This window comes from Nocardioides sp. NPDC006273 (assembly GCF_040613495.1).
Taxonomy (GTDB): domain Bacteria; phylum Actinomycetota; class Actinomycetes; order Propionibacteriales; family Nocardioidaceae; genus Nocardioides.
The window spans coordinates 15,360-38,699 of sequence record NZ_JBEXSD010000017.1 but is presented as its reverse complement, the minus strand read 5'-3'; the positions used below and the strand labels follow the sequence as shown (position 1 = coordinate 38,699).

At 67.6% G+C, this 23,340-nt stretch carries 29 protein-coding genes and 2 tRNA genes; 14 read left to right on the top strand and 17 right to left on the bottom strand.

Annotated features, from left to right (window positions below):
• Positions 1-147: 147 nt before the first annotated feature.
• The gene (locus tag ABZZ22_RS09970) at positions 148-834 is read left to right on the top strand and encodes a metal-dependent transcriptional regulator (RefSeq protein WP_354930058.1); all 687 of its coding nucleotides are present in this window, start codon (positions 148-150) and stop codon (positions 832-834) included.
• A gap of 188 nt (positions 835-1,022) precedes the next feature.
• Entirely contained in the window at positions 1,023-1,292 is a 270-nt protein-coding gene (locus ABZZ22_RS09965) for a hypothetical protein (RefSeq protein ID WP_354930055.1), read from the top strand.
• Here the strand turns inward: ABZZ22_RS09965 and ABZZ22_RS09960 are convergent.
• The 3 genes from ABZZ22_RS09960 to ABZZ22_RS09950 form a co-directional block, all read right to left on the bottom strand.
• Positions 1,278-2,156, bottom strand: a complete 879-nt coding sequence (locus ABZZ22_RS09960; RefSeq protein ID WP_354930052.1) for a Sir2 family NAD-dependent protein deacetylase — start codon at positions 2,154-2,156, stop codon at positions 1,278-1,280. The genes ABZZ22_RS09965 and ABZZ22_RS09960 overlap by 15 nt on opposite strands.
• Positions 2,157-2,301: 145 nt before the next feature.
• Positions 2,302-2,571, bottom strand: a complete 270-nt coding sequence (locus ABZZ22_RS09955) for a DUF2277 domain-containing protein (RefSeq protein ID WP_292650787.1) — start codon at positions 2,569-2,571, stop codon at positions 2,302-2,304.
• A 31-nt stretch (positions 2,572-2,602) separates the two neighbouring features.
• A complete protein-coding gene (locus ABZZ22_RS09950) occupies positions 2,603-3,364 on the bottom strand; it encodes a response regulator transcription factor (RefSeq protein ID WP_354930048.1) in 762 nt (253 codons plus the stop codon).
• Between the two features lie 176 nt (positions 3,365-3,540).
• Here ABZZ22_RS09950 and ABZZ22_RS09945 point away from each other — a divergent pair, with 176 nt between their 5' ends.
• Entirely contained in the window at positions 3,541-4,716 is a 1,176-nt protein-coding gene (locus tag ABZZ22_RS09945; protein ID WP_354930045.1) for a saccharopine dehydrogenase NADP-binding domain-containing protein, read from the top strand.
• A gap of 78 nt (positions 4,717-4,794) precedes the next feature.
• Here ABZZ22_RS09945 and ABZZ22_RS09940 read toward each other — a convergent pair.
• A tRNA-Arg gene (locus tag ABZZ22_RS09940) sits at positions 4,795-4,870 on the bottom strand.
• 559 nt (positions 4,871-5,429) lie between these two features.
• On the opposite strand from ABZZ22_RS09940, the gene ABZZ22_RS09935 reads away from it, so the two are divergent.
• Both ABZZ22_RS09935 and ABZZ22_RS09930 read left to right on the top strand, forming a co-directional pair.
• Positions 5,430-7,166 carry an LCP family protein gene (locus ABZZ22_RS09935; RefSeq protein WP_354930042.1) on the top strand — a complete coding sequence of 579 codons (1,737 nt, stop codon included), beginning with the start codon at positions 5,430-5,432 and terminating at the stop codon, positions 7,164-7,166.
• The gene (locus tag ABZZ22_RS09930) at positions 7,166-7,381 is read left to right on the top strand and encodes a hypothetical protein (protein ID WP_354930039.1); all 216 of its coding nucleotides are present in this window, start codon (positions 7,166-7,168) and stop codon (positions 7,379-7,381) included. The genes ABZZ22_RS09935 and ABZZ22_RS09930 overlap by 1 nt, the downstream gene beginning before the upstream one ends.
• A gap of 24 nt (positions 7,382-7,405) precedes the next feature.
• On the opposite strand, the gene ABZZ22_RS09925 is transcribed toward ABZZ22_RS09930, so the two are convergent.
• From ABZZ22_RS09925 to ABZZ22_RS09910, 4 genes are all read right to left on the bottom strand, one after another.
• Positions 7,406-7,756 (bottom strand): MscL family protein, encoded by a 351-nt coding sequence (locus tag ABZZ22_RS09925; protein ID WP_354930036.1) that lies wholly within the window; start codon positions 7,754-7,756, stop codon positions 7,406-7,408.
• Between the two features lie 67 nt (positions 7,757-7,823).
• On the bottom strand, positions 7,824-8,483 hold the full coding sequence (locus ABZZ22_RS09920) for an SAF domain-containing protein (RefSeq protein WP_354930033.1): 660 nt from the start codon (positions 8,481-8,483) through the stop codon (positions 7,824-7,826).
• 161 nt (positions 8,484-8,644) lie between these two features.
• Positions 8,645-8,914 carry an FmdB family zinc ribbon protein gene (locus ABZZ22_RS09915; protein WP_354930030.1) on the bottom strand — a complete coding sequence of 90 codons (270 nt, stop codon included), beginning with the start codon at positions 8,912-8,914 and terminating at the stop codon, positions 8,645-8,647.
• Positions 8,915-8,973: 59 nt separating this feature from the next.
• On the bottom strand, positions 8,974-9,537 hold the full coding sequence (locus ABZZ22_RS09910) for a 5-formyltetrahydrofolate cyclo-ligase (RefSeq protein WP_354930027.1): 564 nt from the start codon (positions 9,535-9,537) through the stop codon (positions 8,974-8,976).
• A 77-nt stretch (positions 9,538-9,614) separates the two neighbouring features.
• On the opposite strand from ABZZ22_RS09910, the gene ABZZ22_RS09905 reads away from it, so the two are divergent.
• The 7 genes from ABZZ22_RS09905 to ABZZ22_RS09875 all read left to right on the top strand — a co-directional run bounded on the left by ABZZ22_RS09905 (position 9,615) and on the right by ABZZ22_RS09875 (position 14,836).
• Positions 9,615-10,991: a UTP--glucose-1-phosphate uridylyltransferase gene (locus tag ABZZ22_RS09905; RefSeq protein ID WP_354930024.1), complete on the top strand. Its 1,377-nt coding sequence runs from the start codon at positions 9,615-9,617 to the stop codon at positions 10,989-10,991.
• Positions 10,992-11,001: 10 nt separating this feature from the next.
• The gene (glp, locus tag ABZZ22_RS09900; RefSeq protein WP_354930021.1) at positions 11,002-12,210 is read left to right on the top strand and encodes a gephyrin-like molybdotransferase Glp; all 1,209 of its coding nucleotides are present in this window, start codon (positions 11,002-11,004) and stop codon (positions 12,208-12,210) included.
• Positions 12,210-12,689, top strand: a complete 480-nt coding sequence (gene moaC / locus ABZZ22_RS09895; protein WP_354930018.1) for a cyclic pyranopterin monophosphate synthase MoaC — start codon at positions 12,210-12,212, stop codon at positions 12,687-12,689. The genes glp and moaC overlap by 1 nt, the downstream gene beginning before the upstream one ends.
• Complete coding sequence (locus ABZZ22_RS09890; RefSeq protein ID WP_354930015.1) at positions 12,686-13,162, top strand: MogA/MoaB family molybdenum cofactor biosynthesis protein; 477 nt, start codon at positions 12,686-12,688, stop codon at positions 13,160-13,162. Before moaC ends, ABZZ22_RS09890 begins: the two co-directional genes overlap by 4 nt.
• Before the next feature lie 12 nt (positions 13,163-13,174).
• On the top strand, positions 13,175-13,774 hold the full coding sequence (locus ABZZ22_RS09885) for a GNAT family protein (protein ID WP_354930012.1): 600 nt from the start codon (positions 13,175-13,177) through the stop codon (positions 13,772-13,774).
• 101 nt (positions 13,775-13,875) lie between these two features.
• Positions 13,876-14,706: a hypothetical protein gene (locus tag ABZZ22_RS09880; RefSeq protein WP_354930010.1), complete on the top strand. Its 831-nt coding sequence runs from the start codon at positions 13,876-13,878 to the stop codon at positions 14,704-14,706.
• A 54-nt stretch (positions 14,707-14,760) separates the two neighbouring features.
• Positions 14,761-14,836, top strand: a tRNA-Ala gene (locus ABZZ22_RS09875).
• A 58-nt stretch (positions 14,837-14,894) separates the two neighbouring features.
• Here ABZZ22_RS09875 and ABZZ22_RS09870 read toward each other — a convergent pair.
• The 8 genes from ABZZ22_RS09870 to ABZZ22_RS09835 form a co-directional block, all read right to left on the bottom strand.
• A complete protein-coding gene (locus ABZZ22_RS09870; RefSeq protein WP_354930007.1) occupies positions 14,895-16,001 on the bottom strand; it encodes a tyrosine-type recombinase/integrase in 1,107 nt (368 codons plus the stop codon).
• A complete protein-coding gene (locus ABZZ22_RS09865; protein WP_354930004.1) occupies positions 15,998-16,174 on the bottom strand; it encodes a DNA-binding protein in 177 nt (58 codons plus the stop codon). Before ABZZ22_RS09865 ends, ABZZ22_RS09870 begins: the two co-directional genes overlap by 4 nt.
• A gap of 1 nt (position 16,175) precedes the next feature.
• Positions 16,176-17,786: a replication initiator gene (locus tag ABZZ22_RS09860; protein ID WP_354930001.1), complete on the bottom strand. Its 1,611-nt coding sequence runs from the start codon at positions 17,784-17,786 to the stop codon at positions 16,176-16,178.
• On the bottom strand, positions 17,783-18,046 hold the full coding sequence (locus tag ABZZ22_RS09855) for a hypothetical protein (protein ID WP_354929998.1): 264 nt from the start codon (positions 18,044-18,046) through the stop codon (positions 17,783-17,785). Before ABZZ22_RS09855 ends, ABZZ22_RS09860 begins: the two co-directional genes overlap by 4 nt.
• Positions 18,043-19,344 (bottom strand): FtsK/SpoIIIE domain-containing protein, encoded by a 1,302-nt coding sequence (locus ABZZ22_RS09850; RefSeq protein ID WP_354929995.1) that lies wholly within the window; start codon positions 19,342-19,344, stop codon positions 18,043-18,045. The genes ABZZ22_RS09855 and ABZZ22_RS09850 overlap by 4 nt, the downstream gene beginning before the upstream one ends.
• 103 nt (positions 19,345-19,447) lie before the next feature.
• Positions 19,448-19,627, bottom strand: coding sequence for a hypothetical protein (locus tag ABZZ22_RS09845; protein WP_354929992.1), 180 nt, complete (start codon positions 19,625-19,627; stop codon positions 19,448-19,450).
• Entirely contained in the window at positions 19,624-19,950 is a 327-nt protein-coding gene (locus tag ABZZ22_RS09840) for a hypothetical protein (protein WP_354929989.1), read from the bottom strand. The genes ABZZ22_RS09845 and ABZZ22_RS09840 overlap by 4 nt, the downstream gene beginning before the upstream one ends.
• Positions 19,950-20,390, bottom strand: a complete 441-nt coding sequence (locus ABZZ22_RS09835; RefSeq protein ID WP_354929986.1) for a plasmid replication, integration and excision activator — start codon at positions 20,388-20,390, stop codon at positions 19,950-19,952. Before ABZZ22_RS09835 ends, ABZZ22_RS09840 begins: the two co-directional genes overlap by 1 nt.
• A gap of 191 nt (positions 20,391-20,581) precedes the next feature.
• On the opposite strand from ABZZ22_RS09835, the gene ABZZ22_RS09830 reads away from it, so the two are divergent.
• The gene (locus ABZZ22_RS09830; protein WP_354929983.1) at positions 20,582-21,418 is read left to right on the top strand and encodes a GntR family transcriptional regulator; all 837 of its coding nucleotides are present in this window, start codon (positions 20,582-20,584) and stop codon (positions 21,416-21,418) included.
• A complete protein-coding gene (locus ABZZ22_RS09825) occupies positions 21,418-21,948 on the top strand; it encodes a hypothetical protein (RefSeq protein WP_354929980.1) in 531 nt (176 codons plus the stop codon). Before ABZZ22_RS09830 ends, ABZZ22_RS09825 begins: the two co-directional genes overlap by 1 nt.
• Before the next feature lie 12 nt (positions 21,949-21,960).
• Here the strand turns inward: ABZZ22_RS09825 and ABZZ22_RS09820 are convergent, their stop codons facing one another.
• The gene (locus ABZZ22_RS09820; protein ID WP_354929977.1) at positions 21,961-22,269 is read right to left on the bottom strand and encodes a hypothetical protein; all 309 of its coding nucleotides are present in this window, start codon (positions 22,267-22,269) and stop codon (positions 21,961-21,963) included.
• Between the last annotated feature and the right edge of the window lie 1,071 nt (positions 22,270-23,340).

Below are 23,340 nucleotides of genomic sequence, written 5' to 3'. Positions count from 1 at the left end.
GTCGTTCGGGACACACCCTGCTAGTTCGGTTTTTCTGACTGATTCAAGGATGTAGGATTAGCCCGTGAGCGAGCGTCAGCGAGTGAACCATCCAGACAACATGCGGCCACGTCCGTATCATGGCGCTTGCGCTACGGAGGTGGCCGCATGAGCGATCTCATCGACACCACCGAGATGTACCTTCGCACCATCTATGAGCTGGTCGAAGAGGGGATCGTTCCACTGCGTGCCCGCATCGCCGAGCGACTGCACCAGTCCGGCCCCACGGTCTCCCAGACCGTCGCCCGGATGGAGCGGGACGGCCTGCTCACCGTCGAGGGCGACCGCCACCTGCAGCTCACCGACGAAGGCCATCGCCTGGCCACGCGAGTGATGCGCAAGCACCGGCTCGCCGAGCGGCTCCTGACCGACGTCATCGGCCTCGACTGGGAGCTCGTCCACGAGGAGGCGTGCCGCTGGGAGCACGTCATGTCGGAGACCGTCGAGAGGCGCCTGCTCGACCTGCTCGGCGACCCGACCGAGTCGCCCTACGGCAACCCGATCCCCGGTCTCGACGAGCTCGGCGGCAAGCCCGCCGACGAGGACTTCATGGCCGGTGTCCAGTCGCTCACGGCCGCGGCGAGCACCGAGCGCGCCACCGTCCTGGTGCGACGCATCTCCGAGGAGATGCAGAAGGACGAGTCGCTGATGAGCGCCCTTCGCCGGGTAGGTGCGACCCCGGACCAGACCGTGGCGATCAAGGCGACCCCGGACGGGGTCCTGCTCGGCTCCGGCGGGGAGACCGCGGAGATCATCCCCGAGGCTGCAGACCACATCTTCGTCAAGGCCCTCTGACCCTTCTGCTTCGGCAACGCTGGGTGAAATTCTCTTGACGTCGGCAGATTCTGGCACGTGACCCTGGACCGATTAGGTCCTAGATGCTTATGTTTGATGTGCAGGGCCTGCTGTTGGCCAGCTCATCGACGTGGGCAGCAGCGGTTGTCATGTCGAGACTTGCGGGGGTCTCCGGAGGGGAGAGCTCTATGGAGGTCGTTCATCTGTCCGCTCGCGGTCGCGAGCTGGACGAGACGTTCCGCCCAGTCGCCGTCCATCACACCGACACCGGCCTGACCCGTCACCTCGAACGGGGCGAGGAGATCGTGCTCACCGATCTCGGTGGTGACTTCCACAGCGCCAAGGTCCTGTTGATCGACGAGGGCCCGGTCTACCACTTCTTCATCGGAGCCAGACTGTCCGTCGACGAGGCAGCCGGCCGGATGGGCAGTCTGCCGATCCGGTCACGCTCCGCCTGAGCCACCGGATCTGCGCTGTGCCAAGGTGGTGAGGAACTCACTGGTTCCGACCTCCAGCTTGTACGCAGCCTCCCCATCGCCCCTGGTGGCGCCACGGTTGACGATGACGATCGGGATCGCGGCCTTCGCCGCCCGGCGTACGAACCGGTAGCCACTCATCACCGCCAGGCTCGATCCCGCGACGAGCAGCACGCCCTCCCCGGCGAGCGCGTCGACCGCCTCCATGCACCTGGCCACCCGGTCCTTGGGGACGTTCTCCCCGAAGAAGACGACGTCGGGCTTGAGGATGCCGCCGCAGATCTCGCAGTCGGGCACGACGAAGTCCTGGGTCTCCTCGAGCGCGACGTCGCCGTCCGGACGGGACTCCACATCCGCGTGCGCCTCTGCCCAACCCGCGTTGAGCGCCTCCATCCGCTCTTGGAGGTCGGGGCGCGGACTCACCGTGCGGCAGGACAGACAGATCACGTCGGCCACCCGGCCGTGCAGCGTCACGATCCGGCCGCTCCCGGCCAGCTCCGGGGAGGCCTGCTCGTGCAGTCCGTCGACGTTCTGGGTGATCAGCAGCTCGGGGTCGATCCGGGTCAGAGCCCGGTGTCCGGCGTTCGGCGCCGCGCTGCCCATCCGCCGCCAACCGAGGTGGCTGCGCGCCCAGTAGCGCTGCCGTTCCTGCGGTCCCGAGATGAACTGCTGGTAGGTCATCGGCTGCCGCGCCGGACTGCCCGGGCTGCGATAGTCGGGGATGCCCGAGTCGGTCGAGACTCCGGCCCCGGTCAGCACCACGAGCGGACGGTCCTGGAGGAGGGCCAGCGCCGCGGCGTACGAATCCTGCGTGGTCGCCCCGAAGGCTGGGGTCGCGCGCCTCAATTCCGCACCGCGAGTCGCACGCTGCGCACGCACCTCGCAGCGTTGGCATCGCTCGGAAGACGCCCGGTATGCCGTCGCGATGCCGCCTTGCGATGCACGCACGCATCGCACGACTCGAGGTACGGACTTTCGGCTTGCGACCCCGTCACGAGGCGTACCTGCCCTCCGCGCGAGCCTTGCGCTTCGCGGCCTCGACCTCACGGTTCTTCTTGGGGGCGTTGGTGACCAGGTCGTCGAGGAGATGCCGGGTGATGTGGGCGATCTCGGCGACGGCGTGGTCGAAGGCCTCCTGGTTGGCGGCAGAGGGCTTGGTGGTGCCGCTCACCTTGCGTACGAACTGCAGGGCGGCAGCGGCGACCTCGTCGTTGGTGGCGGGCGGCTCGAAGTTGTGGAGCGGGCGGATGTTGCGGCACATGCCATCCACGGTACCTGGATCGCAGCGACGATCAGCGGGTTCGGCCGGGGGTGCGGGAGGGGGACGGACCGCGAGGGTGCGGGGGCATCGGTCCACCGTTCGGTCCCGCGGCCTTGGGCTGCCTCAGGTCATCGGCAGGTGCCGCGGGCCGCGGCACGACCCCGTCCTCGAGCAGCTGGCTCGCCATCAGCGCGGCCTGGGTGCGGTGGCTGACGCCGAGCTTGGCGAGGAGGCCGGTGATGTGGTTCTTCACGGTCTTCTCCGCGAGCACCAGGCGATCGGCGATCTGCCGGTTGGAGATGCCCTCGGCGAGCAGCACCAGGATCCGCCGCTGCTGCGGGGTCAGCTCGGCGACCACCTCGTGCATCCGGCGGCGCTCCTCGACGTTGTGCACCACCTTGGCTGCCGCCTCGGGGTCGAAGAGGGTGTGGCCGCTGGCCACCAGACGTATGCCCGAGACCAGGCTCGACGCCTCGATCTGCTTGAGCACATAGCCGGCCGCGCCCGCCATGATCGCCTGGCTCATCACCTCGTCGTCGCCGTCGGTGGCCAGGATCAGGCAGCGGATGTCGCTCTTCATCGCCAGGGCCTCGCGGCACAGCGCCACGCCGGAGGAGTCGGGCAGGTAGGAGTCGAGGATGAGTACGTCAGGGCGGAGCGTCGCGATCAGCGGCCGTGCCTCGGCGGCGGTGCGGGCCTCGCCGACGACCTCGATGCCGGATTCGGGCTGCAGGACCGTACGCACGCCGACACGCACGACGTCGTGACCGTCGGCCAGCAGAACGCTGATCACCGCGTCACCCACAGGCTCGTCTCGCTCATCTCGTGGTCGGGGATGGTGCCTGGCCGTTCATTTCAAATGTTCATCCACAAAAGAAACCGCCTAAGCGTATCCCTCTTGATGCAACATTTGATCACTCACAGACCCGTGCCGTCTCGGATTTCGTTGCTTCTGGAAAGGTAGCGGTTATGACGAACCCTCGCGATCTCGACATCGTCCTGTTCGGCGCGACCGGATTCACGGGCGGGTTGGTGGCCGAATATCTCGCTGAGCACGCGCCCCAGGACCTGCGGTGGGCGCTCGCGGGCCGCTCCCTGTCGCGGCTCGAGGCCGTTCGGGACTCGCTCGGTTCTACCGACGTCGAGCTCATCCAGGCCGACGTCAACGACTCCTCCTCGCTGGTCGCGCTGGCTGCTCGTGCGCGGGTCGTGATCACCACGGTCGGGCCCTACCTGGAGTTCGGTGAGCCCCTGGTCAAGGCGTGTGCGGAGGCCGGCACCGACTACGTCGACCTGACCGGAGAGCCGGAGTTCGTCGACAGGATGTTCGTGAACTACGACGCGGTCGCCCGCGCCAACGGCGCCCGGATCGTGCACGCCTGCGGGTTCGACTCGATCCCGCACGATCTCGGCGCCTTCTACACGGTGCGCGAGCTGGCCGCCGGCGGCGAGATCACCGAGCCGCTGACGATGAAGGGCGTCGTACGCTCCAACGCCACCTTCTCCGGCGGCACCTTCCACTCTGCGTTGGGGCAGATGTCGCGGCCGCGGCAGATGGCAGCGGCGTCGCGCGAGCGTCGGGCACTCGAGGAGCGGCCGGTGGGGCGTAGGTCTCGGCCGGCGAAGCCCGCTCTCGGCCGTGATCGCGAGCTGGGCTACTGGCTGCTGCCGTTGCCGACCATCGACCCGTTCATCGTCGCCCGCTCCGGCCAGGCGCTGGAGGCGTACGGCCCTTCGTTCACCTACTCACACTTCGCTGGGACCAAGACGTTGAGGTTCGCCGTCGGCGGCGCCGTCGGTGTCGGTGGCCTCGCGCTCGCGATGCAGGTGCCGCCGCTGCGGGCCAAGCTCGGCGAGCGGGTGAAGCAGGGCACCGGGCCCTCCGAGGGGCGACGCGAGAAGTCGTGGTTCACCGTCGATTTCGTCGCCGAGTGCGGCGACCGGAAGGTCCACACCAAGGTGTCCGGCGGCGACCCGGGCTACACCGAGACCGCGAAGATGCTCGCCGAGTCGGCGCTGTGCCTCGCTTTCGACACGCTCCCCGAGACCTCCGGTTCGGTGACCACGGCGGTCGCGATGGGGGATGCGCTGCTGGCGCGTCTGCAGGCCGCTGGGATCCGGTTCGAGGTCGTCGACGCGTCGTAGGTGCCTCCGGAGGTCGAGCCTGTCGAGACCACCAGACCTCGCCCTCAACCATGCTGGGAGCGGTCTGCACTGCTTGTTTGGTGCCCCAGGCAAGAGTCGAACTTGCGACCTTTCGCTTAGGAGGCGGCTGCTCTATCCACTGAGCTACTGGGGCGTTCGCAGATATCTTGCCATGGTGACGAGTGATACTACGGTTTGGGGTTCGGAGCGGTCTCAGGTCAAACTTGGGATTCTCGCGTAGGTTGAGTCACCGTCGACTCAACCCGAATCCCCCCATAACAAGCGACGAGTGACGGTGATCTATGCCTAGCCCCTCCATGCCTCCCCGCCGTGGGGGTGAGGACGCAGGCTCGGGCGTGTCCGGATTCGAGTGGATGTACGACGCCGACGAGCCTGAGAGCAACGAGTCTCGGGGGGCTCGTGCCGGGCGGGGTGCTCGGGTGGCGGACGTACCGATCGACCAGCCGTCTGCGGAACCCGGCGGTGGACGGCGGGCTGCACGCCCGCAGTCTGACTTCGTGGCACCGCCGCCTCCTGGGCCCGGATCGGGATCGTCGGGTGGTGGCCGCCGGGCTGCGCGTCCGGCCCGTCAGGAGCCGGCTCAGCCCGAGCCTCCCGCCGTCGAGCCACTGCACGCGGAACCAGTTCGGCGGGAGCCGACGCGCGCCGAGCGCTTGCAGGCGATGGGCAGAGGGACCCCTGGGCCGTCGCCGATGCCTGCCCCTCCCGCCCCCCAGGAGTGGGACCCCGACGCGACGGCCATAGCCCCGCCGCTGCGTGAGACTTCGCGCCCCGCGCGCCGAGTACCTCCGCGGCCTGCCGCCGTTCCGCCCGTCGAGGAGACCGCGATCGCGCCCGCGCCGGAGTGGTATCGCCAGGATCCCCAGCCGGCCCCGCCGATGCCCAAGACTCCCGATCAGCAGCTCGCCCCGCCGGCCGCCCGTGAGTTCGACTGGAACGACCCCGGCGCGACCGCTGTCGCGCCGCGTCCGGCCCCGGTCGAGCACCCCCAGGGGCGCACGGTCTCACGCGACGAGCTGCACGAGGCCCGCCACGAGGCCTACCCCGCCCCCGGGCGCCGGGATGCTGCGTACGCAACGGGTTATGACGACGAGTACTACGACGACGGGTCGTCCCAGGACGGTTACGCGGAGCCGTACATTCCCTATCCGGCCGACGAGCACGAGGACCGCGACAAGCCGCGGGTCAGCGTGTGGCAGGTGCTCAGCTCGACCTTGCTCGTGGTGGCGCTGGTCGTCGGGTTGTTCACCGTCTACACCTATCGCCATCTCCGGTCGAACATCGACACCGTCAGCCTCGGCGAGAAGGCCGCTGACGTCGGCCCGAAGGAACCGATCAACATCCTGGTGATGGGTTCGGACAGCCGCGACTGCAAGGGCTGTGGCCTGGACGGTGAGAGCGGTGGCGGCTCGGACACCAACATCCTGCTGCACCTCTCCGCCAACCGGGAGTTCGCCTACGGCGTCTCCATCCCGCGAGACACGATGGTGGACCGGCCCTCGTGCAAGACCGAAGACGGCGAAGAGACCGCAGCGGCCAAGTATGTGCGGTGGAACGCAGCGTATGCGACGGCCGGTCCGAAGTGCACGATCGACCAGTTGGAGTCTGTTGCCAGTGAGATGTGCGGCAAGAAGTGCGACATCACGGTCAACCATGTCGTGGTAGTGGACTTCGCAAGCTTCAAGGGCATGGTCGATGCCATCGAGGGAGTCGACGTCTGCATTCCTGAAGAGGTCGACGACAAGTTCACCGGCGCTCACTTCGACGCTGGTGAGCAGAAGCTGACGGGCAAGCAAGCCCTCAACTATGTGCGCCTGCGGCATGGCCTCGGCGACGGTGGTGACCTCGATAGGTCCAAGCGCCAGCAGGCTTTTATCGGGTCGATGGCAGCCAAGCTGCTCTCCGGGGACACCCTGTCGAGCCCCACGAAGGTGCTCGGCTTCCTGAATGCTGCGACCAAGGGTCTGACGATGGACGAGGCCCTCAAGGACAACCTCGACACGATGGCCCAGATCGGTGCCGGCTTCCAGAGCATCGGGATGGAGAACATCAAGTTCCTTACCATTCCGGTCGTCGCGGATCCCCAGAATCCCAAGGCAACTGTTGTCCTCGATGAGGAGAAGGCGAAGAACGTCTTCAAGGCGATCGCCAACGACAAGCCGCTCACCAAGAAGATCGCTGCCGGTGCGCTGGACGCCGGTGAGGCCTCCGGCAAGAAGAGCAAGAAGTCGGACGACGCAGCGGAGGGTGACAGCGCAACCGACGGCGCCACCGACGGCGAGACGGCCGGATCGGCGTCCAGCGACGAGCCCGACTCCACTGATTCGGCAGGCTCGGCTTCCGGTCAGAGCAGCGGTGCCTCCGAGGAGGAGCTCGCCCAGATCGCCGAGGATGCGAAGGCGGCCCGCGAGCGAGCCGGACTGTGCTGATGTCCGAGCCCGTTGAGCCCGTTGAGCCGAACGAGCCTGAGGAGCCCGAGGAGCCGGAGTGGAAGCGCAAGCAGCGGCTGGCGCGGATCTTCGGTGACGTACTCCCCGAGACGACCAAGGACGAGCGCGAGCCGTCGACGGAGTCGGGGGAGTCGGGGGAGTCGGCGGCGGATCGATGGCTGAAATCGCAGGTGCCGCCTCACCACGGTGGGTGAGACGGCACCTGGGGTGCGAAGAGGTCAGCGGGCGCTGAGGCGGTCGCGGATCTGCTTGAGGATGTCGATCTCGGTCTCGCCCGGCTCGGGGTCCGGGAAGAAGCGCTCCTTGGCGTGGGTGTAGGGCTTCACGATCATGAAGTAGACCACCGCGGCCAGGATGACGAAGGAGATCACCGCGGTGAACCAGGCGCCCAGGTGGATGCCGTAGGGCGTCCAGTCGGAGAAGTCCGGCGTGCCGCCGATCCTCCCGATCAGGTCCATGATCACCGTGACGGTGGCTGTCACCACCGAGGCGAACGCGGCACCCATGATGAAGGCGACCGCGAGTTTGATCAGGTCGCCCTGGAGCAGGAACTTCTTGAAACCGCTCATGTCTTGCTTTCTCCTGTTGCTCGTTGTGTGAGGTGAAGGAGACCCCGGGTGTGGCGTGCTGTGGGCGTCAATAAGCGAAGGTGAGGTAACCGCCCACCCCTGCGGACGTGACGTCCTCGACGCTGTTCGCGGCGACTCCGACGATGACCAGACGCCCCGCCGAAGCGTTCGTGACGCCAAACCCGTCGGTCTTTCCTTGTGCCATGGAATCATCGCGGCTCGGCTCCGCGGCCTGCGGGAGGCTGAGGATCAGCGTGTCGGTGGTGACCCGGGCGGTCTCGGTGGTGGCGGGATCGGTGGCGTAGAGGTCGACGGTGTCACCGACATGGAGCAGCCCGGCCATCTCGGCGTCGGGGAGCCGGACGGGCACGGCGACCAAGTCAGGCCGGCCGTCGGTCAACGACGGACCCACGAGGCGTACGTCGGTGACGGGCTCGCCGCGCCGCAGCGGGGCCGCGAGCCGCTCACCGAGCGGGGTTGCGGCCAGGTCTGCAGGAACGCTGCCGGGGTCGGTCTCGACGTCGGTCAGGTCGGCGGCGGTGAGGACCGTGCCGACCGGAAGATCTCGGGAGGCGACCGACATCGTCGAGGTGTCGGGTGGGTCCGGCCGGGTGGCCGACAACCCGATCGCGACCGCCGAGGCGGTCAGCAGGAACGCCAGCAGGCGGCGATGAGCGAGCACCCCGCGGCGTACGCGGCGGGAGGAGGACGTGATTCGAGTGAACATGCAGGCACGCTAAGCCGCCCCCTCGGCACCCGCATCTCGCTATCCACAGCCACGAACTCCCTGTGAACAAACCTGTGGATAACCACCTGGCGAGACGTCACTTGCGTCGTTCGAGGTGGCACCGCAGTGCCAACTCGACCGACGCGCGTGACGTCTCGGCGTCAGTCTGAGGAGCTGGAGGCCGCGGCGGGCGCGGGCGAGGACGTCGACGAAGAGCTCGAGTCCGAGGTGTTCGAGTTCGTCGAGCCCGAGCCCGAGCGGGAGTCGGTGCGGTAGAAGCCGGAGCCCTTGAAGACGACCCCGGCGGCACTGAAGACCTTGCGCAGCTTGCCGCTGCACTCGGGGCACTCGGTCAGCGAAGCCTCGCTGAAGCTCTGGAACTGGTCGAAGGCGTGGCCGCACTCGGTGCAGGCGTACTGATAGGTGGGCACGTTTCTCCTAGAACAGAATCTGGCACTCGACAGGCGCGACTGCCAATATTAGCGAACGCCTAGGAGAAGCGCTGCATTCCCTCCGCGCTCGCGGCCGCTCCCACGGCCTGGTCGTGCGGTTCCACGGGGACCGAGACGCCGATCTCCCATGGATAGAGGAGTACGCAGGTGAGCGTCCCGGAGGGCACCCGAGCGAGGATGCGGTCGTAGGAGCCGCCGCCCCGTCCCATCCGATGGCCCTGCGGGTCGACGGCCAGACCCGGGACCAGTACGACGTCCGCGCCGGCGATCGCGGAGAGGCCCAGCCGCTCCCCGCCGGGCTCCAGCAGCCCGCGAGGCGCCCGGACGAGCTCGCCGTCGTACGCGGCCCAGTCCAGGTCGTTGTCCGGCAGCAGACAGGGCAGCAGGACCCGTTTCCCGGCATCAGCGAGCTCGTCGAGAAGCGGCCCGGTGCCCGGTTCGGTGCCGATCGAGACGTAGAGCGCCACGGTTGCGGCCCGGCGTACCTCTGGAATTTCGGTGACCACCTGCGACAGCGAACGCGCGAGCGAACCGAGTCCGGGGAGCCCGATACGGCCCCGAGTGGTGAGCAGCTGGTCACGTAAGGCAGTCTTGCGCCCCACGAAGTCAGCGGGGGCTGGACCGTCAGAACCCGGAGGGGTGTGTGAACCCGACACAACGACAGCCTAGGCTTTCCTCTATGGGTAGCCCAGGTTTGGCCAAGGCAATGGCGAAGATGCGCGATGCCGGCGTGGACGACGTCGCGGTGCAGACATTCGCACATTACTACCGCCAGCTCGAGCACGGCGAGACCGGGATGATCCCGGAGGAGACCATCGAGCCGGTCGACATCCCGTCGATCAGCGACGCCGAGGTCACCGACGAGGAGGCGCACGCCGCCATCTCGACCACCGCGGTGATCAAGCTCAACGGCGGCCTCGGCACCTCGATGGGCATGGACCGCGCGAAGTCGCTGCTGTGCGTGCGCAAGGGTCTGAGCTTCCTGGATGTGATCGCCCGCCAGATCCTGCACATGCGCGAGAAGTACGACGTCCGCCTCCCGCTGCTGCTGATGAACTCCTTCCGCACCTCCGAGGACAGCCTGGCCGCGCTCGAGCGCTACCAGGACCTGCCGGTCGAGGGTCTGCCGCTGGAGTTCCTGCAGAACCGCGAGCCGCGTCTGCTCGTCGACGACCTGTCCCCGGTCGAGTGGCCCAAGGATCCCGAGCTCGAGTGGTGCCCGCCGGGTCACGGCGACATCTACACCGCGCTGCTCGACACCGGGCTCCTCGACCTGCTCATCGAGCAGGGCTACGAGCGGGTCTTCGTCTCCAACTCCGACAACCTCGGCGCCGTCCCCGACGAGAAGGTCGCCGGCTGGTTCGCGAAGAGCGGAGCGCCCTTCGCGATCGAGGCCGTACGCCGCACCCCGAGCGACCGCAAGGGCGGTCACTTCGCGCGCCGCAAGGCCGACGGCCGGCTCATCCTGCGCGAGACCGCGCAGACTCGCGACGAGGACAAGGTGGCGCTGCAGGACCTCAGCCGCCACAAGTACTGCTCGACCAACAACATCTGGTTCGACCTCAAGGCGCTCAAGAAGGTCCTGTCCGAGCGCGACGGCATCCTCGGCCTGCCGCTGATCCGCAACGAGAAGACTGTCGACCCGGCCGACCCGAAGACCCCGAAGGTCGTTCAGATCGAGACCGCAATGGGGGCCGCGATCGAGGTCTTCGAGGGCTCGCAGCTGATCGAGGTCACGCGCGACCGGTTCGTACCGGTCAAGACGACCAACGACCTGCTGGTCCTCCGCTCCGACGTCTACGACATCGGCGACGACTTCGTGCTCGATCAAGTTGCCGACATGGTGCCGTTCATCGACCTGGACGGCGACTACTACAAGTACGTCGCGAACTTCGATGAGCGCTTCCCCGAGGGCGCTCCGTCGTTGCGCAAGGCGTCGTCGCTGACCATCAACGGCGACTGGACCTTCGGCAAGGGCGTCCAGGTGATCGGCGCGGTCTCGCTCGACGGCGCCAACGCCGAACGGGTCGCGCCCGCCACGGTCCTCTCCGACTAGTGTTGGTGGGGTGACCCCCGCCGAGTACCGCGAGCGAATCCTGGCCGACCTCGAGCCGATGCCGGCCTACCCGCATTCCCTGATGGACTGCCTCGGACTGGCGGTGGCCGAGGACATCCACGCCGAGGTCGCCCTGCCGGGCTTCGACAACTCCTCGATGGACGGCTACGCGGTCCGGTACGCGGATGTCGCGACGGCCTCGGAAGGGGCCCCGGTGCGGTTACCGGTGCTCGGCGAGATCGGCGCCGGACAGGCCTCGCTGCTGGCGCTCCCGCCGCGTGCGGCGGCGAAGATCATGACCGGCGCCCCACTGCCGACGGGTGCCGACACGGTCGTGCCCTACGAGTGGACCGACCGTGGCGTCACCACGGTCGAGATCCGGCAGGCGCCGAAGCAGGCCCAGCACGTCCGCTACGCGGGGGAGGACGTCACCAAGGGCGACCTGCTCGTCTCCGCGGGCACGGTGCTCGGCCCGCGCCATCTGGGGCTCATCGCCTCAGTCGGCCGCGCCCAGGTGGCGGTGCGTCCTCGGCCTCGCGTCGTCGTGCTCTCGACCGGAACCGAGCTGCGCGAGCCCGGCGAGACGCTGGGTCACGACTCGATCTACGACGGCAACTCCTTCCTCCTGGCGGGCGCGGCTCGCCGGGCCGGCGCGATCGCCTACCGTGTCGGGATCGTGCCGGACGAGCCGCGGGCGTTCATGACCGCGCTCTCCGACCAGCTCGTCCGCGCCGACCTCGTGGTCACCTCCGGCGGTGTCTCGATGGGCGACTACGACGTGGTCAAGGAGGCGCTGGCCCCGGAGGGCGTCTGGTTCGGCCCGGTCGACATGCAGCCGGGCAAGCCCCAGGGTTTCGGCAGGATCGGTGACGAGCGCGTGCCGGTCATGTGCCTCCCGGGAAACCCCGTCTCCTCGTTCGTCTCCTTCGAGCTCTTCGTGCTCCCCGCGCTGCGCCGGCTGATGGGCATGACCCCCGAGGCCCGACCCGTACGCCGCGTCACCCTGACCCAGGAGATGCGTTCCCCGAAGGGCAAGGAGCAGTATCGCCGTGGCTGGTACGACACCTCCAACGCCACCGTCTCGCCCATCGGCGGGCCGGGATCTCACCTGATCGGTGACCTCGCCGGCGCGAACTGCCTGATCGTCGTCCCGCCGGAGACGACCTCCCTGGACAAGGCCGCCGAGGTCGACGTGATCGAACTGGATGTGGAGTTCTGATGGCCGCCAGCGAGTCCCGGCTCACTCACGTCGACGAGACCGGCGCCGCGCGGATGGTCGACGTCTCCGAGAAGGCGGTCACCGCCCGCGCCGCCACCGCGTCCGGACGTGTCGTGGTCTCACCTGAGGTCGTCGAGCTGCTCCGCGGAGACGGCGTACCCAAGGGTGACGCGCTCGCCGTCGCTCGCATCGCCGGGATCATGGGCGCCAAGAAGACCCCCGACCTGATCCCGCTGTGCCACCCGTTGGCGGTCTCGGGCGTCAAGGTCGAGCTGAGCGTCGCCGACGAAGCCGTCGAGATCACCGCGACCGTGAAGACCACCGACCGCACCGGTGTCGAGATGGAGGCGATGACCGCGGTCGCAGTCGCCGGCCTGACCGTGGTCGACATGATCAAGGCCGTCGACAAGCGAGCGGTCATCACCGATATCCGGGTCGAGGCCAAGACCGGCGGAAAGTCAGGAACCTTCCAGCGATGAGCCTGAAAGCGACCGTCGTCGTCGCCTCCAACCGCGCCTCGGCCGGTGTCTACGAGGACACCACCGGACCCCTCCTGGTCGCCTTCCTGGACGAGCTCGGCTTCGAGGTCGGTCCCCCCGAGGTCGTACGCGACGGCGACCCGGTCGGCGAGGCCATCGCCCGCGCCGCCGAGGGCGGGGCGCGGGTCGTCCTCACCACCGGCGGCACCGGGCTGACCCCCACCGACCGCACCCCCGAGGTCACCCGTCGGCTGCTCGACCGCGAGATCCCCGGCATCGCCGAGGGCATCAGAGCGGCCGGAGTGGCCAAGGGGATCCCGACGGCGCTACTGTCCCGCGGTCTGGCCGGTCAGATCGGAGCGTGCGTGGTGGTGAACCTTCCCGGGTCCAAGGGCGGTGTGAAGGACGCGATCGACGTCCTTCGTCCGGTGCTGCCCCACGCCGTGGAGCAGTCGGTCGGCAGCGACCACTGATCGGGACCTTCGATGACTGATCCCGGCTGGCCCGCCGTACTTTCCCACGGCGCGGTGACCGTACGCCCGCTCGACCGGACCGACGCCAAGGCGTGGACCGATGCGCGCCGCCGCTCGGCCGTCTGGCTGCACCAGTGGGACGCGACCGTGCCGCCGGGATCGACTGCTCGGCCCACGACCTTCGCGAGCCTCGTACGTCGTCTTCGGCGGCAGGCCAAGCGCGGGGTGACCTACCCGTTCGCGATCGAGGTCGACGGTGTTTTCGCTGGTCAGGTCACGGTCAACAACATCGTGCGCGGCTCGGCGCAGTTCGCCTCGATCGGCTACTGGATCGACCAGAACTTCGCCGGGCGAGGAGTGATGCCGCTGGCGGTGGCCCTGGTCATCGACCACTGTTTCACCACCGCCAAGCTGCACCGGATCGAGATCTGCATCCGGCCGGAGAACTCCAACTCGCTGCGCGTCGTGGAGAAGCTGGGCATCAACGAGATCGGCTATGCGCCCCGATTTCTGCATATCGACGGTGCCTGGAGAGATCACCGTATCTTCGCGATAACGGTCGAAGAATGTCACCAAGGAATGCTGGCCAGACTAGGTTTGTCACCCGAATGAGGCATTGACTTCGGCGTGTCCCGCTGAAATCACACAAGTCACACGCGACACACCACAGCACGTCCGCCTACGGGCTGGTAATGGCTCCTACGCTTCTTGACGTGGACCCGAGCGCACTCATCTTCGTCGCCCTCGCCGTGGCGTGGGCGGTGTACTTGGTGCCTAAAGCGCTCGAGCAGAACGCGACGGCCGAGGACGGGACGAAGAGCCGGGCAAGCGTCGCGATCTCAAAGTCCCGCAGGATCCTCGCACGCCGAGAGGCCACCAGCAAGGACTCCACCGACCTGGTGACCGAAAAGTCGTCGAAGAAGTCCGAGCCCGCGGCTGAGGCGGAGATCGAGGACGCCGAGGAGCCTGCTCCGCGGCCCGTCCCGATGGCCGTACGCCGCCGCGCTGCTCGCGTAGCGGCCAAGCGCCGCAGCATCGTGCTCGGTGTGCTCGTCTTCGGTCTGGTCCTGGTCGGCGCTCTCGCCGGTTTCGGTGTCTTCGGGCCGGTGTGGATCACGATCCCGGCCGCGCTGGTCGCCGCCTGGCTGGTCACCTGCCGGGTCAGCGTCCGCCACCAGCGGGAGGTCTGGGCGCGGATCCCGTTCCCCGAGGACATCCCCGAGCCAGCGCCGGCCGTCCCGCCTCGGGTCACCTTCGACATCGACCAGGACACCGGCGACCTGGTCGCCGTCGTCGAGCACGACGACACCGGCGAGCACATCCCCGCGGGCTCCTGGAAGCCGGTGGAGACCCCGCTGCCGACGTACGTCTCCAAGGAGGCCGCGCCGCGCCGCACCGTGCGCACCATCGACCTGGACGCCACCGGCGTGTGGAGCTCGGGTCGCAACGCCGCCGACTCCGAGCTCGTCCGCCAGGCCGAGGAGGCCGAGCGTGCCGCGGCCGAGGCCGCCGAGGCGGCGCGCGCCCGCGCCACCGGCACCTGAAGCCATCCTGATTCGGTAACACCCGCGACGAGGTGCTAACGTTTCTCATCGCTTGGGGCTGTGGCGCAGTTGGTAGCGCGTCTCGTTCGCAATGAGAAGGCCAGGGGTTCGAATCCCCTCAGCTCCACCACCTGAAACCCGGTTCTGACCTGCATCTTCACCGCAGCGAAGACCGGGTTTCTTGCTTGTCATTCGCCGGTCTCCTCGTCATGTGCCCCCCTGGTGCCCTCCGGAGGCTTCTGAGCACCCCTGTGGCCGGTGTCGTTGAGCCGGTCCAGGCCCGCCGCGTCGGCACCCGTGCCGAGGAAGTGCAGGTAGAGGTTCGTGGTCGCGATGGACTCGTGACCCATCCACTCCTTGACCGTCCCGACGTCGACGCCGCGAGCCAACCACAGGCAAGCAGCCGTGTGGCGGAGGTCGTGAAGCCGTCGCCCCTGGCCGGTCTGCTCCCACTTCAAGGTTCGGGTGACGGCACCTCGGTGGAGGGTCGCCCCGGTGTCGGTGGTGAACAGAAGATCGTTGGCCTTCTTGCCGGTCGTCATCTGTTGCACCAGCGGAAGTACGCGGTTCGCCAGGGGGACGCGACGAGAGCGCCGCCCCTTGGTGGACTTGGTCTCGTGACCCTCTGTGCGGGAGCGACGAACGCGGAGACCAGGGGTCGGGACCTCGACGAGATCGGCCACGGTCATGGCGCGCGCTTCACCCCAGCGAAGGCCGGTCCACCCGAGCACGAGAAGGATGTCCGCAAGGCGCGGGTTCCGTGCTCTCCAGTCTTCGTACGACTCTTCTAGCTCCGCCTCAGTGAACGGGTTCATCTCTTCCTTCTCGTCGGATTGCTTCGGAACCTTCACCCCGCTGACGGGGTTGCTCACGATGTACTTCTCCCGCACGCACCAGGAGAAGAAGACCGACAGACTCGCGCGGTAGCGCACCACCGAGGACTCCGCCAGGTCGTCACTTAGAAGCCGCTCGAAAATGCGGGCGATCTCGCGCTCGGAGACGCTGGCTACCTGCAGGTTGAGCACGTTCGTCGGTGTGAGTCGCTCGACGTCCTGATCGGCCCGGTAGGTCTTCGGGGCTACGGTCTTCTCCCGAATCGGCAGCCACTCAGCGATCAGTTCGCGAACGCGACGCTTGCCCGCACGAGGATCCACGCCACCAGCGAGGGCAGCACGCTCCCGCGAGAGCCAGTCCTTGGCTGCGGTACGAGTGTCGAAGACCTTGCTTCCGACGTCGACACGGCCGCTCTTCAACTTGGCTCGCCAGCGACCGTTGGCCATCTTCGTGACGCTCATGCTGCAGCCTTCTCGACCCAGGCCAGCACATCGCTAGGCCGGTAACGGGGGGTCGACGGCGACAGCCAGATGACCCGGGGTCCGTTCCCGGTCTGTCGCCAGCGGCACAGCGTGGAGGGAGCAATCTGCATCCACTCCGCGACCTCTTCGGAGGTCAGCAACTTCTCATCCATCTCACTTCCCCTTCTCGTTGGTGGTGTTCTTGGTCTGGGCCTTCCACTGGTCGTACTCACGGGCACGGGCAGCAGCAGCGAGGGCGAGGGCTTCGTCGCCCAGGGAGGTCCAGCCGGTGCCTTCGAAGCGCCAGGAGCCGACGACGAGGGTCGTTTCCTCATCAGCGAGGACCCAGGCCTCTAGTTCGTCGAGGTCGAGCAGGACCGCGCGGGCTTCTTCGTTGTGCTCGGCAGCGGCGCGGAGTTCGGCGTATCGGGCACGGGCGCGTCGGAGCCGACCGAGAGTGATGGAGTAGCGCCGGGACTTGGTGGAGAAGTGGCCCCGGAACCCGAGCATGTGCGCCCACTTGCCCAACAGGTCGTACGGGTTGACCGCCGACTTCTGGGGCTTCTCGGTCTGACCGGGGAGCCGGTTGGAGGCTTCGTTGACGCCGTAGTGAGCGATCGCGCGCATGGCCAGTCGGTGACAGCGGCTGCCCATCGCGGCCAGGTGGGGACGCTGGTCCTCGGCGGAGCGGATCGAGTTGGCGTCCTTGGTGGCGTACTTCGCCAGATACCCAGCGACCTGCCCCGGCGTCAGCACTCCATCGGGGTCGTCGGTGCGGTGACCGTCACGGACCACGCGGACGTCGAGTTGCTTGCCCCACTTCAAGATGCGTTCGGTGTTGTCGTCGGCATCGATGGGCGGGGCGACGTAGGTGACGGTGCCGGCGGAGGCCTCGACGAGCTGCGCCAGGTCGTGGCCGTCGATCGGGGCCGGCGAACCGGGACCGTCTTCGCCGTCGAGCCGGATGAGGGCGTGGAAGTGCACGAGGCCCCGGGCTTGGTATTCGGCGACCTTGGCGAACTGGACCGTGGCGAGGTGGCGGAGATCCTTCTCCTTGACGCCGAGGTGGTCGGCCAGGGCGCGGCGGAGCGCGATGGTCGTACGCCGCCACAACTCGGGGGCGAACCACTGCCAGATGATCGCGGAGTCGGTGTCGTGGCACTCATGACACAGCGGAGCGCCCACGATCGCGTCATCCTCGGCGTGGCGCGCCATGCAGGACACCGGCCGTCCGTGGGGGCAGCGCTGGCCCTTGTCGCGGGAGCGAGGGCGACAGCGCGAGTCGTCCTTGTGGTGCCGGTGGGAGGGGCTGCCGAAGCCGGGGGCGGTGAAGGTGGCGAAGAGCAGCGGGTTGTCTGCCACCGTGGCGGGGATCGTCTTCCCGCCGACGAGACCGGCGTTGATCATGGCGAAGGTGTCGCGGGCGTACGTCCTCGAGCAAGACGGGCACACATCGGCGCGGCGGTTTCCGCAGGGACGGTAGAGCACCCCGAGCGGGGCATTCGCGGACGAGAACGTGCCGACGAGATCCCCGGTCGCGGGGTCGAAGGTCTCGGAGTGGCCGGTTAGCCGGATGGGGTGGGCGCAGTTCCCGACGCTGGCGAGGGTGTCGGCGAACTTGTCGAAGGAGCCGTCACGCCACCGGGAGACGATCCCCGCGGTTTGGTCGGCGGTGAGTCCGGACAGATCCAGCGGCGCACCCTCCCCGTACGGGTAGGAGATCCTGCCCGTCGAGGACGATGCGTCACTGTGGATGCCCGGTGCATCCATGGTCGAGACGGTCACGCCGCACCATCCAGCGGCATCACGTCGAGCAGGTCGAGCAGGTCGGCAGGCTCAGGGGCACGGTCGACCCCGGCCCACCAGCCACCCGTCGCCGTCCGAGCGTAGGCAGCGCAGGCCAGGCGGACCGGGCAACCGGCGCAGGTCTCCTGCATCAGGTCGACCAGGACCGTGGGCGTCTCGATTGCGTCGGTTGTCCAGGGCAGCCCGCGAGCCTCACGAGTGGCACACGCGGCGTGTTCCATCCATGCCGGGGTACTCATGCCACACCCCCAAGGGCGGGAGGCTCCACCGCGCCAGGTGTGGCGGTGGGATCGGCGGGGTAGAGCGAGGCAACGCGGCGGATCAGTTCATCGGACCAGTAGTCAGCGCGGATGCGGTCGGTGGAGCCGTCCTCGTCGATGATCCAGGCCGTGCCCTGGGCAGCCTTCAAGATCCGGTGCGCCGGAGCGAAGGGTGCCATGCCGTCACCAAGGACCATGTTGGTCTCCATCACCGAGCGCAGCCGTAGCGCGATGGTCTGAGTGAAGAGGCCGCGCATGTCGATGACCTCCTTACGGGGGTCTTGGACGAAGGCCACGACGACGACGCCGACGGCGCGGCCGATGGAGAGCAGCCGCTTCAACAGCCGCTCGGCCTCCTGCTTCGTGTCCCGGTCGGCGTACGCCGTGAGGGAGGCAAGTTCGTCGATGACGAGCAGGTAGAGCGGGTCACCGGGGCCGGGCTTGTGGTTGCGGGAGCGGCCGCGCATGTCTTCGGTGCGCTCATCAGCGATGCTCACGAACTCGCGCAGCATCTCGACCGCCTGCTCACCCTTGACGGCAATCTTGGTGAACAGCGGGGCACCCATGGTCAACTCCATGCCGCCCTTGAGGTCGATCCCATAGGCCCGGACCGCATCGACAGCGATAGCGGGAGCGAGGGAGCCGACCACGCCCCACAGGAAGGAGCCCTTGCCCGCGCCGGAGGCACCCACCACCAGGGTGTGGCGCTGCTCGATCTGCAGGTGGAACGGGCTGCCGGACTGGCGGCGACCGAGCCGGACAGATTCGGTCTGCATCCGGGGCTCCGGCATCGCGGCGACCGAAGGGGTCTTGATCAGGTCTCGCATGACGAGCTCGAAGATCACCGTGGAGCCGGTGCGGCGCTTGGGCGGGTAGACCCGGTAGGCGTCCGCTGAGTAGGTGGCGGCGAGTTTGGGGGCGAAGGCTTCGAGGTCGGCCAGGGCCTGGCCCCGGCGAGTCTTGACCCGCAGGGTCACCGAGTGCGCGGAGGTCTTGACTCTCTTGAGGCGAGGATCGCGCCACTTCTCGATTGACTCTTCACCGACACCCATTCGCTTGACGCGCTTGGTGCGGCGCTTGGAGAGACCTGCCTCTCGGGCGACGGCCTTCCAGGTGACCCGCAGGACCAGCCACCACCAGACTCGGCGGCCGATCGAGGCCAGCCAGCCGAGGACGGCCAGTGTCCGGGATCGGGTCGGTTTGATCGCGACCAGGACTGCGACCACCGCAGCGACAACGGCGAGGCCGCCGAGGCTGTAGAGGATCGACTCGTTCATCACATGCTCCCTTCGATTCGTTCGGTTGAGGTGTTGAGGTCGAGACCCGCCAGCCGCCACGGCTTCCCATCCATGACGACTGGCGGGCGAATGTGGGGTGTGCTCACAGACCGGCTGCTTTGGCGCGGCAGGTCGGGCACACCGGGGTGGAGAGGTCGGGGTAGTCCCAGGTCCAGGCCTGCCCGGCGTTGGGCTTGCCGCACAGGGTGTGGTCGGCGTTGAGTCCGGCGTAGTGCGCGGGGTCGGATCCGTCGCCGATCCAGACCAGGTAGACGCTGCTCATGCCGCTACCCCAGGGGTGTTGGTGGTGGCCTCGACCAGTTCCCGGACCCAGCCCGGGGCGGTCGCCAGGGCGGGGATGCCGTTGGCGATGCCCCGGGCGAATCGGTCGCCCTGGAGCCAGTGGGCCGAGGAGGTGAGACCGGTCGGGCCGATCTCGTCGAAGACTCGCCCCGAGATCGTGACGCTCAGCGCACCGTCCGGGTGGGAGTCGATCTCCAGCACCGTGACCGTGAAGGTCCGGCCCTTCGAGTCGACCCCAGCCGGGGCATCGGTGACCGCGTAGCGACGGCTGGTCAGCGCCAGGCCGATCTTCGGGGCAGTCATCACGCCGCCTTCGAGGCAGCAGCAGCGGCACCACCGGCAGGCTTACGAGCCGCGCCGGGAGCGTCCATCCCCATGGCGGTGAGCGACCACATCAGCTTGGGGCGGTTGCCGGAGTCGTCGATCCACGGGACACCGATGAGGTTGGTGAACTCGACCGGGACGAACGGCAGCCCGGTGTCGTTGGCCGGGGGCACCGGCTGGTGCTTGGCGAGGATCTTGACGTTGACCGTCTTGTCGTTCTTGCCCGCTTCCGGGTCGGCGTCGAGGACCGGGACGGTCCAGGTCGGCAGGCCGGTCTCCTTGTCGACCTTCTGCGGCCGGGTCCCGTCCGGGAGCGGGGCCAGGTCCCAGTCCTGCACCGGCTCGACCGCGCCCACGATGAACGCGCCTGCCGGGAAGACCTGCTCGATGGTGAGGTTCATTCTCCGCTGAATCGCCATTGCTCTACTCCTTGGGTTGTGGGCGGGGTCTGTGTTCCGCCTCACATCCATATAACAACTGTTAGGTCATGCATGTCAACTGTTATCTCAGACTTTCTCGCTCAATTTCGCCGGATCTGGCGGTGGCGTGGGACAGTTGTCATGACAGTTGTTATTCGAGAACGGCCGATCTGATCGGCGCGGAGGCAGACATGAGCGACCACGGCGGGCGAGGCACGCAGCAGGAGCGCATTACGCGCGACGTGCGTACGCAGATCGAGGCTGGCGTCCTCCGCGACGGGGAGTCTTTGCCGTCCACGCGTGAACTTGCCGCCAAGTGGGAGACGAGCGTCTTCACCGTGAGCGAGGCGTTGAAGGTCCTCGCTGAAGAGGGGTTGATCGAGAACGTGTCCCGCTCTCGACGAGTGGTCCGCTACGAGCGGCCGCAAGCAGTGGCCCAGTCGACCCGTGCGCCGCGCGTCATCCTCATCGGTGGCTACGCCGGGAGCGGCAAGACCGAGCTAGGACGGATCTTTACCCGCCTCACAGGGTGGCCGATCATCGACAAGGACACGACGACCCGTCCTGTCGTCGAGGCAGCGCTAGAGGCCATGGGCGCGCAGCCGAGCGACCGCGAGTCAGAGACCTACCTGTCGAAGATCCGGCCGCGCGAGTACGAAGCACTCATGGCCACCGCCCACGAGAACACCATGTGCGGGGCGGGTGTGATCATCACAGCGCCGTTCATCCGAGAGTTCTCGGATGAGGCGTGGCTACGCCGAGAGCGTGGACAGTTCGCTGATGACGGTGTGCCGGTTTCAGTGGTGTGGGTTTCATGCGATGCCGGGAGCATGTTGACGTACCTCCGGCGTCGGGGAGTTGCCCGCGACGCGCACAAACTCGCCCACTGGGACGAGTACCTCGCCGGGGTCGACCTCGGCTTCCGCCCGGTCGGAGAGCATCACGTGATCGACAACTCGATCAGCGCCGACCCGCTTCGAGACCAGGCCGAGAAGTTGCTAGCTGGACTGGCGGAAGCGACCAACTGATGCGGCGCGGGGTCATCCTGTACGGCCCGCCAGCAGCAGGGAAAGACACCATCGATGCCGCATTGCGGCAGGTGTCGAGGGAGTACGCCCACTTCGAGCGGCTCAAGGTTGGGCCAGGGCGGACGGTTGGCTATCGGCTGGCCGACGCGGGAGCGCTCCAGGCGCTAAGGGAGCGAGGCGCGATCGTCTGGGAGAACCAGCGATACGGAGCCACGTACGTAGTCGACGAGCCTGGGTTGCTCGACGCCCTCAGGCGAGGCGTACCGATCATCCATCTCGGGCAGCCCGAAGCGGTAGATGCCGTGCAGGGAATCGAGGCTCCCGTCTCCTGGACCGTCGTCGAACTCAGCTGCCCGGAGCCCATCGCCCTGGAGCGACTTCGAGCGCGCGGCAGCCACGATCTAGACGAACGCCTCGACGCTTGGCGCGAGACTCCGGGACTCGCGTCCGCAGACGTCAGGATCGACACCAGCGAGATAGCACCCGATGAGGCAGCGCGCCAGATCGATCGAGTCGTCCGGACCGTGTGATCCAGACTCCGGTCAGTGTTCCGGCTCCCATCGAAGGAATACCCAGTGCTCGCCAGGCAGCAGATCGCGGGTCGCGTGAGGGATTGCCTGGAACCGGACGGACACCTCGGGCGGGAAGTCAACGATGCAGTAGGTCTCAGCCAGGGAAACGCACTCCGCTTGCACCTCGCCAACGTCGCCCTCATACAGGAAGCGGCCCTCAATCGTGCCTTGCTCCGACGAGCCTTGGTGCTGCACAGCCACGCCACGGAGATCGGCAGTGACCTGCTCCCAGAGGGCGCGCATCATCGACAGCATCACGTCTGACCGCATGTTCGACACGGGTTGAGTATCGCCTCTCCGACGGCGACCCGGGTCATAAGGTCATCAGGTCTGGTTTCGTGAGAACTTTCTCTACTGACTCAAGGCGTCCTTCGGCCGCGTGCGCGGCCTCCGGGGGCGTGCGGCCTGGCGGCCGGTCCCCCTACGTGCCGCGCAAATGAAGAAGAGCGCCCAGTCCGTAGACCAAGCGCTCACTCTCCAACCGGTCGACCAGATCGACCCAACCCGCTAGCCGTCCAGGACCCTGCACCCTGACGTCGACCAGGCCGACACATTCAGCAGCTCGACGACCGAACCCGCATCGTCACGTACGTATCCGGTGCCACCGGCGATCATCGCCACGTCGGCCGCCAGGCACGGCAAGACGCTGGCGACGAGGGGGAGGGGGCCGCCGCTACCGGCAGGGACATTCCCCGCGATGCTTTCGGGATCGATGTAGTTAGGCAGCGTGGGGGCGAGCCCCCAGACCCCCGCCAAGGGGGCCAGATGCCGGACCGGGTGACGCTCCGCCCCCGCGATACGGACTTGGTGGGTGGATTGGATTTGTGCCCCCCAGGTGCCCCCCGGCGTCGAAATTGGGGTGTCGGAATGCAACGCATGCATTGGCACCTCACGCGGGGAAAACATCGATTCCATGGGATGACACGCCTTCGCAATGAGAAGGCCAGGGGTTCGAATCCCCTCAGCTCCACCGATGGAAACCCGGTTCTGACCAGCCGCAACACGGCAGGTGAGGCTGGGTTTCTTGCTTGTCGTTCGCCCATCCTCCTGCTCTGCACTCGCTGAATCTCCTGCTCCCGGCCAGAGGACCTACGCCCTAGGCAACGGCCAGCGACGCAGGTCACGTCGTGGCGTCAGGGTTTCTTCAGGGTCGGCTGTTAGTTTGGCTGCGCCGGACCATCATCGGGGATGACGACGCAAGGGGGCGTATGGGCTCGCGGGCTGACGCGGCGTTCGCGTCCAGTTTTCGTCGCTTCTTGTTCTCTGGCAGCGGGCCCCGAGTGGTGGCCCTGGTTGCCGCAATGGTGTTTGCGGTGCATCTGTTGGGCATACACAGCGGACACCACGGAG

Bases quoted from the DNA above. Each gene is read 5' to 3' on its own strand.
- ABZZ22_RS09970 (WP_354930058.1), top strand. From the start codon at position 148: ATGAGCGATCTCATCGACACCACCGAGATGTACCTTCGCACCATCTAT.
- ABZZ22_RS09965 (WP_354930055.1), top strand. From the start codon at position 1,023: ATGGAGGTCGTTCATCTGTCCGCTCGCGGTCGCGAGCTGGACGAGACG.
- ABZZ22_RS09955 (WP_292650787.1), bottom strand. From the start codon at position 2,571: ATGTGCCGCAACATCCGCCCGCTCCACAACTTCGAGCCGCCCGCCACC.
- ABZZ22_RS09945 (WP_354930045.1), top strand. From the start codon at position 3,541: ATGACGAACCCTCGCGATCTCGACATCGTCCTGTTCGGCGCGACCGGA.
- ABZZ22_RS09935 (WP_354930042.1), top strand. From the start codon at position 5,430: ATGCCTGCCCCTCCCGCCCCCCAGGAGTGGGACCCCGACGCGACGGCC.
- ABZZ22_RS09930 (WP_354930039.1), top strand. From the start codon at position 7,166: ATGTCCGAGCCCGTTGAGCCCGTTGAGCCGAACGAGCCTGAGGAGCCC.
- ABZZ22_RS09925 (WP_354930036.1), bottom strand. From the start codon at position 7,756: ATGAGCGGTTTCAAGAAGTTCCTGCTCCAGGGCGACCTGATCAAACTC.
- ABZZ22_RS09920 (WP_354930033.1), bottom strand. From the start codon at position 8,483: ATGTTCACTCGAATCACGTCCTCCTCCCGCCGCGTACGCCGCGGGGTG.
- ABZZ22_RS09905 (WP_354930024.1), top strand. From the start codon at position 9,615: ATGGGTAGCCCAGGTTTGGCCAAGGCAATGGCGAAGATGCGCGATGCC.
- moaC (WP_354930018.1), top strand. From the start codon at position 12,210: ATGGCCGCCAGCGAGTCCCGGCTCACTCACGTCGACGAGACCGGCGCC.
- ABZZ22_RS09890 (WP_354930015.1), top strand. From the start codon at position 12,686: ATGAGCCTGAAAGCGACCGTCGTCGTCGCCTCCAACCGCGCCTCGGCC.
- ABZZ22_RS09885 (WP_354930012.1), top strand. From the start codon at position 13,175: ATGACTGATCCCGGCTGGCCCGCCGTACTTTCCCACGGCGCGGTGACC.
- ABZZ22_RS09870 (WP_354930007.1), bottom strand. From the start codon at position 16,001: ATGAGCGTCACGAAGATGGCCAACGGTCGCTGGCGAGCCAAGTTGAAG.
- ABZZ22_RS09865 (WP_354930004.1), bottom strand. From the start codon at position 16,174: ATGGATGAGAAGTTGCTGACCTCCGAAGAGGTCGCGGAGTGGATGCAG.
- ABZZ22_RS09855 (WP_354929998.1), bottom strand. From the start codon at position 18,046: ATGAGTACCCCGGCATGGATGGAACACGCCGCGTGTGCCACTCGTGAG.
- ABZZ22_RS09850 (WP_354929995.1), bottom strand. From the start codon at position 19,344: ATGAACGAGTCGATCCTCTACAGCCTCGGCGGCCTCGCCGTTGTCGCT.
- ABZZ22_RS09845 (WP_354929992.1), bottom strand. From the start codon at position 19,627: ATGAGCAGCGTCTACCTGGTCTGGATCGGCGACGGATCCGACCCCGCG.
- ABZZ22_RS09840 (WP_354929989.1), bottom strand. From the start codon at position 19,950: ATGACTGCCCCGAAGATCGGCCTGGCGCTGACCAGCCGTCGCTACGCG.
- ABZZ22_RS09835 (WP_354929986.1), bottom strand. From the start codon at position 20,390: ATGGCGATTCAGCGGAGAATGAACCTCACCATCGAGCAGGTCTTCCCG.
- ABZZ22_RS09830 (WP_354929983.1), top strand. From the start codon at position 20,582: ATGAGCGACCACGGCGGGCGAGGCACGCAGCAGGAGCGCATTACGCGC.
- ABZZ22_RS09825 (WP_354929980.1), top strand. From the start codon at position 21,418: ATGCGGCGCGGGGTCATCCTGTACGGCCCGCCAGCAGCAGGGAAAGAC.